Origin of the sequence: Escherichia sp. KS167_9B, assembly GCF_030295215.1 — a bacterium.
In the GTDB taxonomy this organism is placed as follows: Bacteria; Pseudomonadota; Gammaproteobacteria; order Enterobacterales; family Enterobacteriaceae; genus Escherichia; species Escherichia coli_F.
In genome coordinates, this window is record NZ_AP025754.1 from 4,503,720 (window position 1) to 4,519,734 (window position 16,015).

The following is a 16,015-nucleotide window of genomic DNA, read 5'->3' on the forward strand; positions in this document are numbered from 1 at the left end:
AATACAATGAGCGCTGATAAACAGACTTTTGCACTACACTGCGAAGCAAAAAACGATAAAGTCAGAAAACGCCTTGGCATCAAAGGCGGTTTTTTCTGGACCGAGGCCAGAAAACTTTCTGTCGCAGTTTCCCGCTGCATTGCAGCCATGGACGATGCAGGCTACGACGAGGATGATTTCAAAAAACCCGTTCGCGTAAATTTCCCCGTCGTGAATGACCTTCCACCGGAAGGCGTGTTTGATACTGAATTCTGCAACCGCTATGAAAAAGGCGGTAACGATGGCATCACCATGATGGCTATCCCCTTCGATGACAACATCAACGGTGAAGATGCCACAACTGCTGGCGATGACAACGATAACCTGGACGGAACTATTCCGGATGATGTGGAGAAAAGCGAATCCCCGGACAGCGACGATGACTGTTCTGAGTGTGAAATTCCCGTCGCCACTCTGAGCCTTACTCATCGCTTCCTTCACCTCTTCTTATTCAGCAAAGATGAAGATGGAAAATACCGGCATCATGCCACACCAGAACAACGCAATAACGTGATCCGTATGGAGATGGACACAGAGGACAGTTACCTTCAGAGCCTGCTTACTGCTGTGCGCGCCGCGCATCATGAACTGGATAAACTGACGAACTATCACCTTAGTCGCCTGGCTGAATCTGTAGGGAAAGCATTCCCCCACTCTGCAAATCATCGCATCAGCCCGGCTGAATTCGACAAGTTCATTTCCACCTGGATGAAAACTGACTACCTTGATCAGGGCCTGCTGACAAAAGAATGGCAGAACGGAAATTATGTTTCAGGCATTACCCGTACGCCTTCCGGTGCTAACGCTGGCGGCGGAAATATTACCGATCGTGGTGAAGGATTCAAACATGATAAGACATCACTCGCACGAGATGTAGCCACCGGCGTTCTGGCCCGTTCAATGGATGTGGATATTTATAACCTGCACCCAGCACACGCAAAACGCGTTGAAGAAATCGTGTCAGAGAATAAGCCGCCCTTTTCTGTTTTTCGCGACAAATTTATCGCCATGCCCGGTGGGCTGGATTATTCCCGCGCCATTGTGGTGGCTTCCGTGAAAGAAGCACCAATCGGCATTGAGGCCATCCCGGCACGCGTGACTGAATATCTCAACAAAGTGTTGACCGAAACCGATCACGCTAACCCGGATCCGGAAATCGTGGAAATTGCCTGCGGTCGCTCATCAGCACCGATGCCGCAGCGCGGAACAGCAGAAGGAAAACATGGCGATGAAGAAAAGCAACAAGCATCGGACACAATGGCTAATGAACAGGCAGCGCCTGAATCAGTGGAAGAAATTCCAGTTAAACATAATGAGGACACGCAATCACTGGAAAATGTCTCATCTGTAGAAACGAAATACCAGGAACTGAGGGAGGAACTCAATAAAGCCAGGGAAAACATCCCCCCAAAAAATCCAGTCGATGCCGACAAATTACTGGCTGCCTCGCGTGGAGAATTCGTTGAAGGCATCAGTAACCCTGCTGATCCGAAGTGGGTGAAGGGGATCCAGACTCGCGACACTGAGGACCAGAATCAGTCCAAAGTGGAACAAATTGCCCCAGAAGCGGGACAAAACAGCCCGGATACGCAACAAAACGGGCCAGAAGAGCAACAGCCAGGGCCAGTAATGCAACAGGAAGTGGAAAAGGTTTGCACCACATGCAGTCAGAACGGTGGCGGCCATTGCCCTGACTGTGGTCCAGTAATGGGAGATGAAACTTACGCTGAAACTTTTGGAGAAAATGACGCCGCTGATGGAGAAGACTCAGCACAAACTGAGGAGAAGATCATTCAGGAAAACTCTGTTGATGCCGCTCAGGAGGGCGAAACCGTTGTTCAGAACGAGCCAGGCAGTGATACGTCCGGCGATGACGCCAATTCTGAGCCAGTAACTCTCGACTGGAAAAGACAGCTCGTGATTGCCGCCGTCTATGGTTTGTGCGCCAACCCCGCATGTATAGCCACAGCGCCAGCAATCCCTGATATCGCCATCATGATTGCCAACAGGCTTGAAAATTTCGGAGGTGATAAATCATGAATGCCTGGCTTATCCCCGATCGCATTGAAGAGCAGTCATGGGCACGACACTACCAGCAAATTGCCCGTGAAGAAACTGAAGCTGAGCTGGCAGACGACCTGGAAAAAGGTCTGCCCCAACACCTGTTTGAATCGCTATGCATCGATAATCTGCAACGTCACGGGGCCAGCAAAAAAGCTATTTCCCGTGCATTTGATGACGATGTCGATTTTCAGGAACGCATGGCAGAACACATCCGCTACATGGCTGAAACCATCGCCCGTCACCAAATTAATATTGATTCAGAGGTATAAAACGGATGAGTACAGCACTCGCAACGCTGGCAGGGAAGCTGGCTGAACGTGTCGGCATGGATTCTGTCGACCCACAGGAACTAATCACCACTCTTCGCCAGACGGCATTTAAAGGTGATGCCAGCGATGCGCAATTTATCGCATTGTTGATCGTCGCCAACCAGTACGGCCTTAATCCCTGGACGAAAGAAATTTACGCCTTCCCTGACAAGCAGAACGGCATCGTTCCGGTGGTTGGCGTTGATGGCTGGTCCCGCATTATCAATGAAAACCAGCAGTTTGATGGCATGGACTTTGAGCAGGACAATGAGTCCTGTACATGCCGGATTTACCGCAAAGATCGCAATCACCCGATCTGCGTTACCGAGTGGATGGATGAATGTCGCCGCGCACCATTCAAAACCCGCGAAGGCAGAGAAATCACCGGACCGTGGCAGTCGCATCCCAAACGGATGTTACGGCACAAAGCCATGATTCAGTGTGCTCGCCTGGCCTTCGGATTTGCTGGCATCTATGACAAGGATGAAGCCGAGCGTATTGTCGAAAATACTGCATATACTACAGAACGTCAGCCGGAACGCGACATCACCCCGGTTAACGAAGAAACCATGTCGGAAATTAACGCCCTTCTTACTTCCATGGAAAAAACGTGGGATGACGACCTGTTGCCGCTCTGTTCCCAGATTTTTCGCCGCAACATTTATACATCTTCAGAACTAACACAGGCTGAAGCTGTGAAGGTTCTTGGATTCCTGAAACAGAAAGTCACAGAGCAGAAGGTAGCAGCATGACACCGGACATTATCCTGCAACGTACAGGGATCGACGTGAGAGCTGTCGAACAGGGGGATGATGCGTGGCACAAATTACGGCTCGGCGTCATCACCGCTTCAGAAGTTCACAACGTGATAGCAAAACCCCGCTCAGGAAAGAAATGGCCTGACATGAAAATGTCCTACTTCCACACCCTGCTTGCTGAGGTTTGCACCGGTGTGGCTCCGGAAGTTAATGCCAAAGCACTGGCCTGGGGAAAACAATACGAGAACGACGCCAGAGTCCTGTTTGAGTTCACCTCCGGCGTGAATGTTACTGAATCCCCGATTATCTATCGCGACGAAAGTATGCGTACAGCCTGCTCTCCCGATGGTTTATGCAGTGACGGCAACGGCCTTGAACTGAAATGCCCGTTTACCTCCCGGGATTTCATGAGGTTCCGGCTCGGTGGTTTCGAGGCCATAAAATCGGCTTACATGGCCCAGGTGCAGTACAGCATGTGGGTGACACGAAAAGATGCCTGGTACTTTGCCAACTATGACCCGCGTATGAAGCGTGAAGGCCTGCATTATGTCGTGATTGAGCGGGATGAAAAATACATGGCTGGTTTTGACGAAATGGTGCCAGAGTTCATCGAAAAAATGGACGAGGCACTGGCTGAAATTGGTTTTGTATTTGGGGAGCAATGGCGATAGCCAGTAGCAACGAGGTGCAAATGATATGACAATTAAGGAATACTACCGGTGTTCGTTCTAATCCAGCGCGGGCAGTCTTTCGTCGATGCCAACAACTATCCGGTTGAAGTCTGCAAAATCACTCTGACGCAGGTAATCTTCCGCAGGCTGGATGGGAGAACCAGAGCCGCTTCAATTAGCGCATTTAATGCAGAATTTGAGCGAATCGATCACAACGAACTACACATGATTAAAGCAGAAATTGAGAAGGAAAAGCATATTGCCAGCCTTCGAAAAATGCGCCGCATATCAATCAACTGACAACCGCCTTCGGGCGGTTTTTAATGGCGAAAATATGGATTCACACAGTATCACCCTCAAAGAGGCCTGTAAGTTTCTCAAGATATCAAGGCCAACAGCTGTTAACTGGATACGAACGGGCCGACTACAGGCAACCCGAAAAAATTCTTCCGGTAAAAGATCACCTTATCTCACAACCCGGCAAGCCTGCATTGCAGCACTTCATTCACCGCTGCATACTGTCCAGGTGAGCGCGGGTGATGGCATAACAGAGGAAAGAAAATGTCACTCTTCCGCAGAGGTGAAATATGGTACGCCTCGTACTCGCTCCCGGGCGGGAAGCGAATTAAGGAGTCTCTTGGCACAAAGGACAAGCGGCAAGCTCAGGAGTTGCACGACAAGCGAAAAGCAGAACTCTGGCGAGTAGACAGACTGGGGGATATGCCAGATGTCACTTTCGAAGAAGCCTGCCTGAGATGGCTTGAGGAAAAAGCCGACAAGAAATCCATCGATTCCGATAAATCCAGAATCGCATTCTGGATTGAGCATTTCGAGGGAATAAGGATTAAGGATATATCGGAGGCAATGATCTACTCAGTTATCAGCAAAGCGTATAACCGAAAAACAAAGGAGAGATGGAAGTTGCAGGTGGAGGCTGCATTAAGAAAAGGGAAAGAACCACCAGCCTATATACCTAAATCGGTGAGCACGCAAACAAAAGCAACACACCTGGCAATGATCAAGGCTATTCTGCGCGCCGCAGAGCGAGACTGGAAATGGCTTGAAAAAGCACCTGTAATCAAAATACCTGCCGTAAAAAACAAACGCGTGAGATGGCTGGAAAAAGAAGAAGCCAGGAGACTCATTGATGCATGCTCTGATCCCCTGAAATCTGTAGTTAAATTTGCACTGGCAACTGGCCTGAGGAGATCAAACATTATTAATCTGGAGTGGCAACAAATCGATATGCAGCGACGTGTTGCCTGGGTAAACCCTGAAGACAGTAAGTCAAACCGCGCTATTGGGGTCGCACTGAATGACACTGCCTGCAAGGTGTTGCGTGATCAAATAGGCAAACATCACCGCTGGGTGTTTGTTTATACCACTGCTGCCAGAAGGCCTGACGGGACAATGACACCAAGCATCAGAAAGATGCGCCTGGACTATAACACATCGTGGTTAACAGCATGTCGTCGGGCAGGAATTGAAAATTTCCGTTTTCATGACCTCCGCCATACCTGGGCCAGTTGGTTAATTCAGTCAGGTGTACCACTGTCAGTACTTCAGGAAATGGGCGGCTGGGAGTCTATCGAAATGGTGCGTAGGTACGCACACCTTGCACCTAATCATTTGACAGAGCACGCGAGGAAAATTGACGACATATTGGGTGACGATGTCCCAAATTTGTCCCACCCTGAGGTTTTTGAGGATGCAAAGAAAGCATAAGTAATTGAATTAGAATGAGTTAAGCTCACGCTTTCAAGTGGTGAGCAACAACTTTAAAGTTCATTGGGCATGCTGTTCGGTGCCATCGCTTTAATAATGGGGATTATCCACTTTTCATTCGGCCCTTTTTCCGCACCACCGCCAACGCTTGAAAGCATCGTGGCGGACAAAACGGCTGAAATTAAAAGAGGTCTTCTCGCCGGAATAAAAGGCGAAAAAATTACCACCGTGGAGAAAAAAGAGGATGTAGATGTCGATAAAATCCTCGATCAAGGTGGAATCGCACTGGCCATTGCCGCGCTACTTTGCGCATTTATTGGCGGTATGCGTAAGGAAAATCGCTGGGGCATTCGCGGCGCTCTGGTTTTTGGCGGCGGGACGCTGGCTTTCCATACCTTGCTTTTTGGTATCGGCATCGTGTGCAGCATTTTGCTGATATTCCTTATCTTTTCCTTCCTGACCGGCGGTTCGCTGGTTTAAGCAGCCTGAATAATGCCCGCCGGGTGATCATCAGCGGGCATTATCGTCAAAACTTCTGTTTTTTCTCTTCCACCTTCACCCCTTGTGTTGGCAGGCCGGTGTCATAATCGCGTACTACCGGCGAATAGCCATCCTGTGGGCGTGGACGGAACGCCCCCATCCAGCGCGGTTGCGCATCTTTACGCCACGGACGCAGACTCCATTGGTAACTGCGGAACGGATCGCGAATTTTGTCCATGTAATCCAGCAAGGCGTCATGCATTTTGCTGCGAACGTCGGCAAAACGGATATCATCGATCAGGTTATGCATTTCATTTGGGTCGTTACGGCGATCGTAAAGTTCATCACTGGTGAAGAGGTTTAGCACCAGTTTAAAATCATCCGTCACCCAGCAACGCACCGGAATAAAACCGCCAAAACTGTCATGCTCAATCTCATAACGGTTAAATTCCACCATCACGCCACGCGGCTCTTTCACAGTAAGGATATTTTCCCCTGGCAGAATGTCTGGTTTTTCAATATCTGCCAGCGCCATCATTGTCGGCAGTAAATCGATATGACTGACAGGTGTATCGACCTGCCGCCGCTCCCCTTGCGGCGAACGGATGATCAGCGGAATACGGGTGATGTCGTCATACATCGCGGCTCCTTTACTGATCAGCTTATGTGCGCCCATCATTTCGCCGTGATCGGAGGTATAAATGACCCACGTACTTTCACGCTGCTCTGGCGTTAATGCGTTGATGACCCGTCCAATTTGGTCATCAACAAAGTCATTGCAGGCAAAATAGAGCGGATGGTGATAAAGCCCGTCATCACCGACTGGCGATGGCATTGCCTGCGCCCATAAGCGGTGATGTTCCGGTTTGTTCGCCAGGTCATCCTGTGATTTCTCGCCAAGTTCGTAGTAAAAATCAGCGTATTTCTCTAAATACTCAACCGGACAAGTGAACGGGTGATGCGGCTCATCATACGAAACCACCATCAGGAAGGGTTCCTCGGCGCGCGCGGGCTGTTGCAGAAAATCTACCGCCCGATTGCTGATGCGGTGCGCCCAGGTGAAGGTTTCGTCGATCTGGTTCGCCTGTAAATCCTCAACACTGTTTAGGCCATTGCGCCACAGGCTGATCTCTTTTTCCGTCAGTTCGCTAAGGTAGTTCGCCCCATCGAACCAGTAATCAGCGTCCCACTCCGGCGGACACTCGCCAGTGCCGAAATAGTCATGACCGTCGAGATGCCATTTGCCAATGTAACAGGTGTGATAGCCCGCATCCTTAAAGTAGCGTCCCATAGTGGAGATGTTTTTGCCCGGCGCGACGTTATTGGTCCACGGGCCGGACTGGTTAGCGTAGATACCGGTAAACAGCCCGGCGCGCGCTGGTGTACAAACCGGTGAACAGGTATAGGCGGAATTAAAGCGAATACTTTCCGCCGCCAGACTATCAATATTTTTCGTATTCAGCGGCTTACCGCTATAGCAACCGACCATATTGGTGGCCTGGGTATCGGTCATGATGAACAGAAAATTGGGGCGTTTCATAGGCTATCCTTCGCGTCGGGAGTAAAGGTTACGGCTGGGTCGTGACGATGCCGCCAGCTGTCCAAAATCAGGTAGACAATCACTACGGCAGCGATGAAATAACTGATCATCGCTAACCAGCGCGTACCGTAGCCGCCGAATTCAGCCAGCCCGGCATAGACGCCAATCATCGCGAACAGGATACCAATTGACGCGATCTTGACGTTTTTCCACGGTTTCATGTCCACCGCAAACGCATCTTTGAAGGTGAACGGCGTGGCGCGCGGTTTGATAAAACCGATCACCAGCATCACTACCACGTTGATACAGAACGTACAGGCCAGCACATAGAGGAAATGGAAGTCGAACTTCACCAGATAGTTGATGGTGATGTAGCTGATTATGCCAATCCCCATCGCCACTTTTGCCGCCAGCGCCGGAATGCGCGGGAAGAAAAAGCCCATAATGATGATGGTAACCAGCGGCACGTTGTAAATACCGTTGAGCTGTTTCATCCAGCTATACAGCCCCTGCGGCGCGTTGGCGATCCACGGCGCGACCAGCACCGAAACGATGGCGATAAAGAAACCAAATTTGCGCCCAACGGTGACCAGCTGTTGCGGCTCGGCATTCTGGTTAATGATGCGCCGGTAAATACCCATACTGAACAACGTACTGGCGCTATTCAGAAAGCCGTTGAAGGTACTGATCACCGCACCAAATAACACCGCGCCGAAGAAACCCACCAGTGGCACTGGCAGAACGTTATTGACCAGCGTCGGGTAGGCCATGTCGGCTTTAGGTAAATCCTGATACAGATGAAACGCAATCAACCCTGGCAGCACCAGTACCAGCGGGTCGAGCATTTTCAGCACCGCCGTTAACAGCGCCCCCTTTTGCCCTTCCGCCAGGCTTTTTGACGCCAGCGTGCGTTGCACGATGCCCTGATTTGTACACCAGTAAAAGGTGTTCACCAGAATCAAACCGGTAAATGCCGCGCCAATCGGCAAGGGATCGGTCGGGCCACCGACTGAGTTTAATTTCTCGGCGTGAACGGTGGTGAGTTGCTCAATGCCCTGCATAAAGCTGCCCTTGCCCATCGCGATCAGGCCAAATATCGGCACCATCAACCCGCCAATAACCAGCCCAATACCGTTAATGGAGTCCGCCACTGCCATTGCGCGCAGTCCGCCGATCACCGCATACAAAATTCCCGCCAGGCCAAGCAAAATAACCAGTAGCCAGATCGCTGCGCCGTGGGAAATTTGTAACGATTCCCCGACGTGAAACAGGCTGTTGAGCGCCAACGCGCCGGAGTAGAGAACAATCGGCAGAAAGCAGACACCGGTGGCAATGAGGAAGCAGAAGTCGATGATAATACGCGTCGTTTTATCATAACGTTCCTCCAGGAAATCGGGGATGGTGGCAATGCCACGCTTCAGATAGCGCGGTAAAAAGATTAGCGCGAGGAAGATCAGCGTCACCGCAGAAGTGACTTCCCAGCCCATCACCGACATGCCGCTTTTGTAGGCCTGCCCGGAAAGTCCAACCAGTTGTTCCGTGGAAAGGTTGGTTAACATTAACGAAGCGGCAATAACCGGCGCTTTTAGTGAACGTCCGGCAAGAAAATAGCCTTGTTGCGATCCGGTATCTGTTTTGCGGACCTTCCACCAGGTGATGACCGCCACCAGCAGCGTAAAACCGACAAAACTCAAGATTTGTAACGAATTCATCTCATAGCCCTTATTTATGTTTATGTCCCGGACGCATGAATATAGGGAGAGGTAAAATGCGTCGGGTCAGGCAGTCAGATTCTTAAAATACAAACGTCGTATCCCTGAACGGATTGTTTTCTGTTAAGTTCAGGTTGTGAGCATAATTCGCCGGAGGGATATTAAAATGAATGGAAAATTGCAAAGTTCGGATGTAAAAAACGAAACTCCGTACAATATTCCCTTATTGATTAACGAAAATGTGATCTCCAGCGGAATTTCTCTGATCTCGCTCTGGCATACCTACGCCGACGAGCATTATCGGGTGATCTGGCCGCGGGACAAGAAGAAACCGCTTATCGCCAACTCATGGGTTGCGGTGTATACCGTACAAGGATGTGGGAAAATTATTTTAAAGAATGGTGAACAAATAACACTGCATGGCAACTGTATTATATTTTTAAAGCCAATGGATATTCACTCTTATCACTGTGAAGGTTTAGTCTGGGAACAGTACTGGATGGAATTTACCCCCACCAGTATGATGGATATTCCCGTCGGTCAGCAAAGCGTTATTTATAATGGCGAAGTTTATAATCAGGAACTCACCGAAGTTGCTGAATTAATTACTTCACCAGAAGCAATAAAAAATAATCTGGCAGTCGCTTTTCTGACGAAAATTATTTATCAGTGGATTTGTCTTATGTACTCAGACGGTAAAAAAGATCCACAACGGCGGCAAATTGAAAAACTAATTGCCACTTTACATGCCAGTCTGCAACAACGCTGGAGCGTAGCTGATATGGCTGCCACGATCCCCTGTAGCGAAGCCTGGTTGCGTCGTCTGTTTTTACGCTATACCGGCAAGACGCCCAAAGAATATTACCTCGATGCACGTCTGGATCTGGCGCTATCGCTATTAAAGCAACAAGGGAACTCGGTTGGCGAAGTCGCTGATACGCTCAACTTCTTCGACTCCTTTCATTTCAGCAAAGCCTTTAAACATAAATTTGGTTATGCGCCGTCAGCCGTGCTGAAGAATACGGACCAGCACCCAACGGATGCCAGTCCACACAATTAACGTAACTCTGGCCAGTACGCTTTGTTGGCCTCCAGCAACTCATCCAGAATAGCTTTGGCGACCGAGGCGCTCGGTACCGTTTTCGACAGGGTAATCGCCTGCCACAGGTGCTGATATGAACGCTGTTCCCAGGCGTCCACGACCAGTTTTTCCACCGCCACTTGCTGACTCATTAACCCTTTCTGAAACTGCGGGATATCGCCGACCACCAGTGGTTCTGGTCCGTTGTGCCCGACCAGACACGGGATCTCGACCATCGCTTCATCATCAAAGTTATGAATTGCCCCGTTGTTAGGCACAATCAGCAACATCCGCTCCTGAGTGTTGAAGGCAATTGCCGCCGCCAGATCGACGATGTATGACGCATGTTCGTCAATTTCCAGCTTGCCCGCCGCTGAATTTCCTGCCGCCGTAATGGCGCGGCAAGCATCGAAAACCTGTTTCTCGCGATGTTCCATCACCTCATTCGCGCGGGTATGTTCAGGGTTGGAATGCTGAACGACATAATCCGGGAAGAGATAATATTTCAGATAGGTGTTCGGCAATGTATCCGGATCCAGTGCCTGGACATCCCGCGCTTTTGCATAGGTGTCGTTCCAGCTCGCTTCAGTATGTGTATCTTGCTGCGGTGGAACATAACCGTGCTTAGAGACATATTGCCGCAGCTGGGGCATCAGGTCGTTGCCTTGCAAATCTTCAATTGATGTCCACCAGCCAAAGTGGTTCAGACCGTAGTAGCGCACGCGCATCTGTTTGCGATCTTGCAGCCCAACAATTTGCGCCATCCGACTTTCAATACCGATTGGCATGTCACAGATGTTGAGGATTTTCGCGTTCGGGCGCAGACGACGTGTGGCTTCTGCCACAATTGCTGCCGGGTTGGAGTAGTTGAGCATCCAGGCATTTGGTGAATATTTTTCCATATAATCCACCAGTTCCAGGACGCCACCGATAGATCGCATGCCGTACGCTATTCCGCCGGGTCCGCAAGTTTCCTGACCGACAACGCCGTGGCGCAGCGGTATTTTTTCATCCAGTTCGCGCATCGGATATTTGCCGACACGAATGTGCGCCATGACAAAATCAACGTCGCTGAACGCCACTTCAGGATCGGTGGTGTAGCTAAACTCAATGTCCGGCGCTTTCTCTTTAAGAATAACTTTACAGGCTTCGGCAATCACTTCCTGCCGTGCGCCATCGTTATCATAAAATTTCAGTGCGCGAAGCGGGAAACGATCCTGATTCGCCAATAACATCAACACGATGCCTGGCGTAAAGGTGCTTCCACCGCCTGCGACAACCACTGAGAATTTGGTCATTATACTGCCTCCGTAATGGCAACTTTTTCTGCTGATTGATGAGAATTAATTAAGCTATCGAGCTGTTCACGCAGCTGGGAAACATGCAAACCAATGATCACCTGAATGGCATCACCACTACGGAAGACGCCATGCGCTCCCAGCTTTTTAAAGACTTCGTCATCCAGCGTTTGTGACATGTCATGCAGTGCAATACGTAGACGCGTCGCGCAATTGTTGATGCTGGAGATATTGCCCACCCCGCCCAGGGCTTGCAGGATGCCGGTAGCCTGCTCCAGCTCTTTTTTGGGCTCTGCAGCGGTAGTTTGGCCTCGCGAGGCTTTGTATTCGGCTTTTGAGTAGAGCTTCACCTCCGCATCTTCACGTCCCGGCGTGCACATGTTGAATTGCAGAATCAGGGTGCGGAAAACCACGAAGTACAGCAGGGTAAAGCACAACCCAATGGCGATTTGGGTCAGCATCATATCCGCGTGGTTGCTGAACATCGGGATCCAGTTTTGCGGTAAAACTTGGTCTATCAGACCACCGCCCATGTTGCCCACCACACCAAAGAGATACATTACGGTCGACATTGAGGCCGCCAGCACGGCGTGTACCGCAAACAGCAACGGTGAAATGAACAGGAAGGTAAATTCCAGCGGTTCGGTAATTCCCACCAGCATGGCGGTTAAGGTTGCGGGGATCAGCAAGCCCGCCACTTTTACCCGATTTTCCGGTGCAGCAGTGAAGTACATCGCTAAAGAAATGCCCACGGCACCAAAGATTTTTGAGTTACCGTGCAGGGCAAAACCGCCTTCCGGGAACAACGATTTCAGCGGCTCGGCGCTCAAACTGAACTCTTGCAGATGCTGCGCCCAGTACATCTGAATGCCGCCTTCAACAGCTGCCGGACCAAAGATAAACGGTCCGTAGATGAAGTGGTGTAAACCGGTTGGGATCAGAATGCGTTCGAGGAAGGTGTAAACCCAGACCCCAAGCGCACCCGCCGAACGCAGGAACGCTTGCAGAGATTCAATCCCCATTTGTACTTTTGGCCAGCCGAGCAATGTCAGCCACGCGCATGGGATCATCACCAGGAAGGCGATAATCACCACATAAGATGTCCCCTGAAAAATGCCGAGAAACACTGGCAGTTTTTTATCGAACAGACGGTTATGCAGCGCCGTCACAATGCCAGAAATGATAATCGCGCCGATAATGCTGGTATCGAGGGTTTTAATTCCGGCCATCATGGTCAGCCCGCTACCTGCCACTGCGTCCTGAGAGAAATCGACGCCGAAGTAGCTTCCCCAGGTCATTCCCATCGCGTTGATGAAATAGTTCCAGGTCAGGAAACTCACCATCACCGCCAGACAAGCACGCCCCTGCGCTTGCTTAGCAAGGCCAATGGGTAAACCGACAGCAAAAATCAGCGGCATATTACGGAATACCGTCCAACCGCCCTCTTCAATGATGTGTACGATTTGCGCGAATAAACTGTTCGGATCGGTCAGTGATTCCCCGACAAACATCGGGTTTTGCAGCAAAATGGCAAGACCCACCACAATCCCGGCGAAGGGAAACAGCAGCACTGGCGTGAACATCGCGCCGCCAAAGCGTTGAATTTGACTGAGCATTTCCACATCCTCTTTTCTCAATTCTGTAAGTAGGAAGCCTGATTGGTTATGCGGCAGGCCTGGAGCGAGGATAGGAAGATGCTATCGGCAGAACATGACGACCCAGTGGGATTCGTGATCGCTTTCATGCTTTTCGTTGAGCGGTAGAGATCTACGTTTTCGCGAAAAAGTAGACATCTGTGAACACGGGTACACAGCATCGAACACATCACTAAAAAAAAGATGCTTTTTCAACGGATTAATCGAAATTTGTGGGCGCTTTACCCGGGCTTGCAGGCAAAAAAGAGATCTAGAGATGATCTACAAAAGCATTGCGGAGCGGTTAAGAATTCGACTTAACTCCGCGGATTTCACGCTAAACAGTCTTCTTCCCGGTGAAAAAAAGCTGGCGGAAGAATTTGCGGTATCACGGATGACCATCCGTAAAGCCATTGACCTGCTGGTGGCGTGGGGGTTGGTGGTCCGCCGCCACGGCAGCGGTACTTATCTGGTGCGCAAAGATGTACTGCATCAAACTGCCAGCCTGACCGGGCTGGTGGAGGTGTTAAAACGCCAGGGAAAAACGGTCACCAGCCAGGTGCTAATATTTGAAATCATGCCTGCGCCTCCGGCCATTGCCAGCCAGTTACGGATTCAAATCAACGAGCAGATCTACTTCTCCCGTCGCGTTCGTTTTGTGGAAGGGAAACCGCTGATGCTGGAAGACAGCTATATGCCGGTAAAACTGTTCCGCAACCTATCGCTGCAACATCTGGAAGGGTCGAAGTTTGAATATATTGAACAAGAGTGCGGGATTCTGATTGGCGGTAATTATGAAAGCCTGACGCCGGTGCTCGCCGATAGACTACTGGCGCGGCAAATGAAGGTAGCGGAACACACACCACTGCTGCGGATCACCTCGTTGTCATATAGCGAGAGCGGGGAGTTTTTGAATTATTCAGTAATGTTCAGAAATGCCAACGAATACCAGGTGGAGTACCATTTACGGCGACTCCACCCGGAAAAGAGTTAACCGATACTCCAGAAGAGCACCGCCAGTAATTGGGGGGTGATAATGCGCAGGAACATCACTAACGGATAAACAGTGGCGTAAGAGAGCGCCGCCGCACCGCTCGTTGGATGAAGATTATTAGCAAACGCCAGCGCCGGAGGATCGGTCATGGAGCCAGCCAGCATTCCGCACATGGTCAGGTAATTCATTTTGGCTAACATCCGCGCCAGAATACCAACAGTAATCAGCGGAACGGCGGTGATCAGGGCACCATATCCAATCCAGCTTAGCCCTTCGCCATTGACCAGGGTATTTACAAAATCCCCACCAGATTTCAGCCCCACTACCGAGAGGAACAGTACGATCCCCAGCTCCCGCAGCGCGAGGTTGGCGCTTGGCGGCATAAACCAGTACAGCTTACCGATACTGCCGATACGCCCGAGGATCAACGCCATAATCAGCGGACCGCCCGCCAGTCCCAGTTTCAACGCCGCCGGGAATCCCGGCACAAAGACGGGAATAGAACCTAACAATACGCCAAGCCCGATACCAATAAACACCGGCAGCATCTGAACCTGTTGCAGTTTCTGCTGCGCATTCCCCAGCACATTGGCAACGGCATCAATTGCGGACGGACGCCCCACCAGGTTGAGGATATCGCCGAACTGCAGGCTGATATCACCACTGGCGACCAGTTCGACCCCAGCACGGTTCAGACGCGAAATAACAACGTCATAGCGTTCTTTAAAGTGCAGATCGCGAATACGCTTACCAAGCACGTTTTCATTGGTGACCACCACACGCTCGACGCGTAAATCAGTGCCTTTCGTGGACAGCGAGGTATCGACCTCCTGACCAATCACCAGTTGCGCATTATGTAAATCCGCTGGCTGCCCCACCAGATGCAGCAAATCGCCCAGTTGGATAATGGTATCAGGCGAAGGTACTTTTAGGGTTTCTTCTCGTTTCAGACGCGAACAGATAATTTTGTCCCCGTTGAGAATCGGTACATCTTTAATGGCTAAATCATGCAGGTTAGGGTTCTCAACGCGAATATTGATAGTCTTGATCAGCGCGCCGCCATTGGTGCGTGAAGACTCGTGCTGCTGGGCTTCTGTCTCGACATTGACGCGGAAAATAACCCGCAACATCCACATGGTGAACAAGATCCCGCAAATGCCAAATGGATACGCCATCGCGTAGCTCATCCCCATCTGATCGACCATTTCCATTGGTGTACCCAGGTCGCGCAAGATCTGCTGCCCCGCCCCCAGCGCTGGCGTATTGGTTACCGCACCGGAGAAAATCCCCAGCACGACCGGCAGTGGAATATCAAACAGCTTATGCAGGATGGCGGTAACCAGACCACCGATGATGACAATCAGAACAGCAAACAAGTTGAGGCGTAATCCGGAGACGCGCAATGAAGCAAAGAAGCCCGGCCCCACCTGAATACCGATGGTATAAACGAACAGGATCAGGCCAAATTCCTGAATAACATGCAGCATATCGCTACTTAATGTCATCCCCGCCTGAGAAACAAAATGGCCGACGATGATCCCACCAAACAGCACGCCGCCAATACCTAATCCTATGCCGCGAAATTTGACGTTGCCGATAAACAAACCGACGACTGCCACCAAAGCCAGAATACTGACCGTTAATGCTATATCACTCATCATCCATTTCTCTTGAGATAACATTTTAATTGCTACGGATTATGGCTGAATCG

At 50.5% G+C, this 16,015-nt stretch carries 14 protein-coding genes and 1 pseudogene; 10 read left to right on the plus strand and 5 right to left on the minus strand.

Annotated features, from left to right (window positions below):
- Window positions 1–6 precede the first annotated feature (6 nt).
- The 8 genes and pseudogenes from QUE34_RS22580 to yidI all read left to right on the plus strand — a co-directional run bounded on the left by QUE34_RS22580 (window position 7) and on the right by yidI (window position 6,045).
- Entirely contained in the window at window positions 7–2,079 is a 2,073-nt protein-coding gene (locus QUE34_RS22580; protein WP_033865465.1) for a RecE family exodeoxyribonuclease, read from the plus strand.
- The gene (locus tag QUE34_RS22585; protein ID WP_000995032.1) at window positions 2,076–2,372 is read left to right on the plus strand and encodes a host-nuclease inhibitor Gam family protein; all 297 of its coding nucleotides are present in this window, start codon (window positions 2,076–2,078) and stop codon (window positions 2,370–2,372) included. The genes QUE34_RS22580 and QUE34_RS22585 overlap by 4 nt, the downstream gene beginning before the upstream one ends.
- Before the next feature lie 5 nt (window positions 2,373–2,377).
- Window positions 2,378–3,163 carry a phage recombination protein Bet gene (bet, locus tag QUE34_RS22590; RefSeq protein ID WP_000100829.1) on the plus strand — a complete coding sequence of 262 codons (786 nt, stop codon included), beginning with the start codon at window positions 2,378–2,380 and terminating at the stop codon, window positions 3,161–3,163.
- Window positions 3,160–3,840, plus strand: a complete 681-nt coding sequence (locus QUE34_RS22595; protein ID WP_000186872.1) for a lambda exonuclease family protein — start codon at window positions 3,160–3,162, stop codon at window positions 3,838–3,840. The genes bet and QUE34_RS22595 overlap by 4 nt, the downstream gene beginning before the upstream one ends.
- 48 nt (window positions 3,841–3,888) lie before the next feature.
- Window positions 3,889–4,140, plus strand: a complete 252-nt coding sequence (locus QUE34_RS22600) for a DUF4222 domain-containing protein (RefSeq protein WP_000497817.1) — start codon at window positions 3,889–3,891, stop codon at window positions 4,138–4,140.
- 34 nt (window positions 4,141–4,174) lie between these two features.
- Window positions 4,175–4,270, plus strand: a pseudogene (locus tag QUE34_RS22605) (helix-turn-helix domain-containing protein); the annotation flags it as partial.
- Between the two features lie 131 nt (window positions 4,271–4,401).
- Window positions 4,402–5,565 carry a site-specific integrase gene (locus QUE34_RS22610; RefSeq protein WP_001387389.1) on the plus strand — a complete coding sequence of 388 codons (1,164 nt, stop codon included), beginning with the start codon at window positions 4,402–4,404 and terminating at the stop codon, window positions 5,563–5,565.
- Between the two features lie 69 nt (window positions 5,566–5,634).
- Entirely contained in the window at window positions 5,635–6,045 is a 411-nt protein-coding gene (gene yidI, locus QUE34_RS22615; protein WP_286338890.1) for an inner membrane protein YidI, read from the plus strand.
- Between the two features lie 46 nt (window positions 6,046–6,091).
- Here yidI and QUE34_RS22620 read toward each other — a convergent pair whose 3' ends face one another.
- Window positions 6,092–7,585 (minus strand): sulfatase-like hydrolase/transferase, encoded by a 1,494-nt coding sequence (locus QUE34_RS22620; protein WP_032304096.1) that lies wholly within the window; start codon window positions 7,583–7,585, stop codon window positions 6,092–6,094.
- Window positions 7,582–9,297 carry a solute:sodium symporter family transporter gene (locus QUE34_RS22625; RefSeq protein ID WP_032304097.1) on the minus strand — a complete coding sequence of 572 codons (1,716 nt, stop codon included), beginning with the start codon at window positions 9,295–9,297 and terminating at the stop codon, window positions 7,582–7,584. The genes QUE34_RS22620 and QUE34_RS22625 overlap by 4 nt, the downstream gene beginning before the upstream one ends.
- A 166-nt stretch (window positions 9,298–9,463) precedes the next feature.
- Between QUE34_RS22625 and QUE34_RS22630 the strand changes: the two genes are divergently transcribed.
- Window positions 9,464–10,357: a helix-turn-helix transcriptional regulator gene (locus QUE34_RS22630; protein ID WP_001366762.1), complete on the plus strand. Its 894-nt coding sequence runs from the start codon at window positions 9,464–9,466 to the stop codon at window positions 10,355–10,357.
- Here QUE34_RS22630 and QUE34_RS22635 read toward each other — a convergent pair.
- A complete protein-coding gene (locus tag QUE34_RS22635) occupies window positions 10,354–11,676 on the minus strand; it encodes a 6-phospho-alpha-glucosidase (protein WP_032185514.1) in 1,323 nt (440 codons plus the stop codon). The two genes, QUE34_RS22630 and QUE34_RS22635, sit on opposite strands and share 4 nt — an antisense overlap.
- Entirely contained in the window at window positions 11,676–13,292 is a 1,617-nt protein-coding gene (locus QUE34_RS22640) for a PTS sugar transporter subunit IIB (protein WP_103253850.1), read from the minus strand. Before QUE34_RS22640 ends, QUE34_RS22635 begins: the two co-directional genes overlap by 1 nt.
- Window positions 13,293–13,587: 295 nt before the next feature.
- On the opposite strand from QUE34_RS22640, the gene QUE34_RS22645 reads away from it, so the two are divergent.
- A complete protein-coding gene (locus QUE34_RS22645; protein WP_001309076.1) occupies window positions 13,588–14,304 on the plus strand; it encodes a GntR family transcriptional regulator in 717 nt (238 codons plus the stop codon).
- On the opposite strand, the gene QUE34_RS22650 is transcribed toward QUE34_RS22645, so the two are convergent.
- Window positions 14,301–15,962 carry a putative transporter gene (locus QUE34_RS22650; protein ID WP_001279752.1) on the minus strand — a complete coding sequence of 554 codons (1,662 nt, stop codon included), beginning with the start codon at window positions 15,960–15,962 and terminating at the stop codon, window positions 14,301–14,303. The genes QUE34_RS22645 and QUE34_RS22650 overlap by 4 nt on opposite strands.
- Between the last annotated feature and the right edge of the window lie 53 nt (window positions 15,963–16,015).

Excerpts from the sequence above, each read along its gene's own strand:
- QUE34_RS22580 (WP_033865465.1), top strand. The coding sequence starts at position 7 with ATGAGCGCTGATAAACAGACTTTTGCACTACACTGCGAAGCAAAAAAC.
- QUE34_RS22585 (WP_000995032.1), top strand. The coding sequence starts at position 2,076 with ATGAATGCCTGGCTTATCCCCGATCGCATTGAAGAGCAGTCATGGGCA.
- bet (WP_000100829.1), top strand. The coding sequence starts at position 2,378 with ATGAGTACAGCACTCGCAACGCTGGCAGGGAAGCTGGCTGAACGTGTC.
- QUE34_RS22595 (WP_000186872.1), top strand. The coding sequence starts at position 3,160 with ATGACACCGGACATTATCCTGCAACGTACAGGGATCGACGTGAGAGCT.
- QUE34_RS22610 (WP_001387389.1), top strand. The coding sequence starts at position 4,402 with ATGTCACTCTTCCGCAGAGGTGAAATATGGTACGCCTCGTACTCGCTC.
- yidI (WP_286338890.1), top strand. The coding sequence starts at position 5,635 with ATGCTGTTCGGTGCCATCGCTTTAATAATGGGGATTATCCACTTTTCA.
- QUE34_RS22620 (WP_032304096.1), bottom strand. The coding sequence starts at position 7,585 with ATGAAACGCCCCAATTTTCTGTTCATCATGACCGATACCCAGGCCACC.
- QUE34_RS22625 (WP_032304097.1), bottom strand. The coding sequence starts at position 9,297 with ATGAATTCGTTACAAATCTTGAGTTTTGTCGGTTTTACGCTGCTGGTG.
- QUE34_RS22630 (WP_001366762.1), top strand. The coding sequence starts at position 9,464 with ATGAATGGAAAATTGCAAAGTTCGGATGTAAAAAACGAAACTCCGTAC.
- QUE34_RS22635 (WP_032185514.1), bottom strand. The coding sequence starts at position 11,676 with ATGACCAAATTCTCAGTGGTTGTCGCAGGCGGTGGAAGCACCTTTACG.
- QUE34_RS22640 (WP_103253850.1), bottom strand. The coding sequence starts at position 13,292 with ATGCTCAGTCAAATTCAACGCTTTGGCGGCGCGATGTTCACGCCAGTG.
- QUE34_RS22645 (WP_001309076.1), top strand. The coding sequence starts at position 13,588 with ATGATCTACAAAAGCATTGCGGAGCGGTTAAGAATTCGACTTAACTCC.
- QUE34_RS22650 (WP_001279752.1), bottom strand. The coding sequence starts at position 15,962 with ATGAGTGATATAGCATTAACGGTCAGTATTCTGGCTTTGGTGGCAGTC.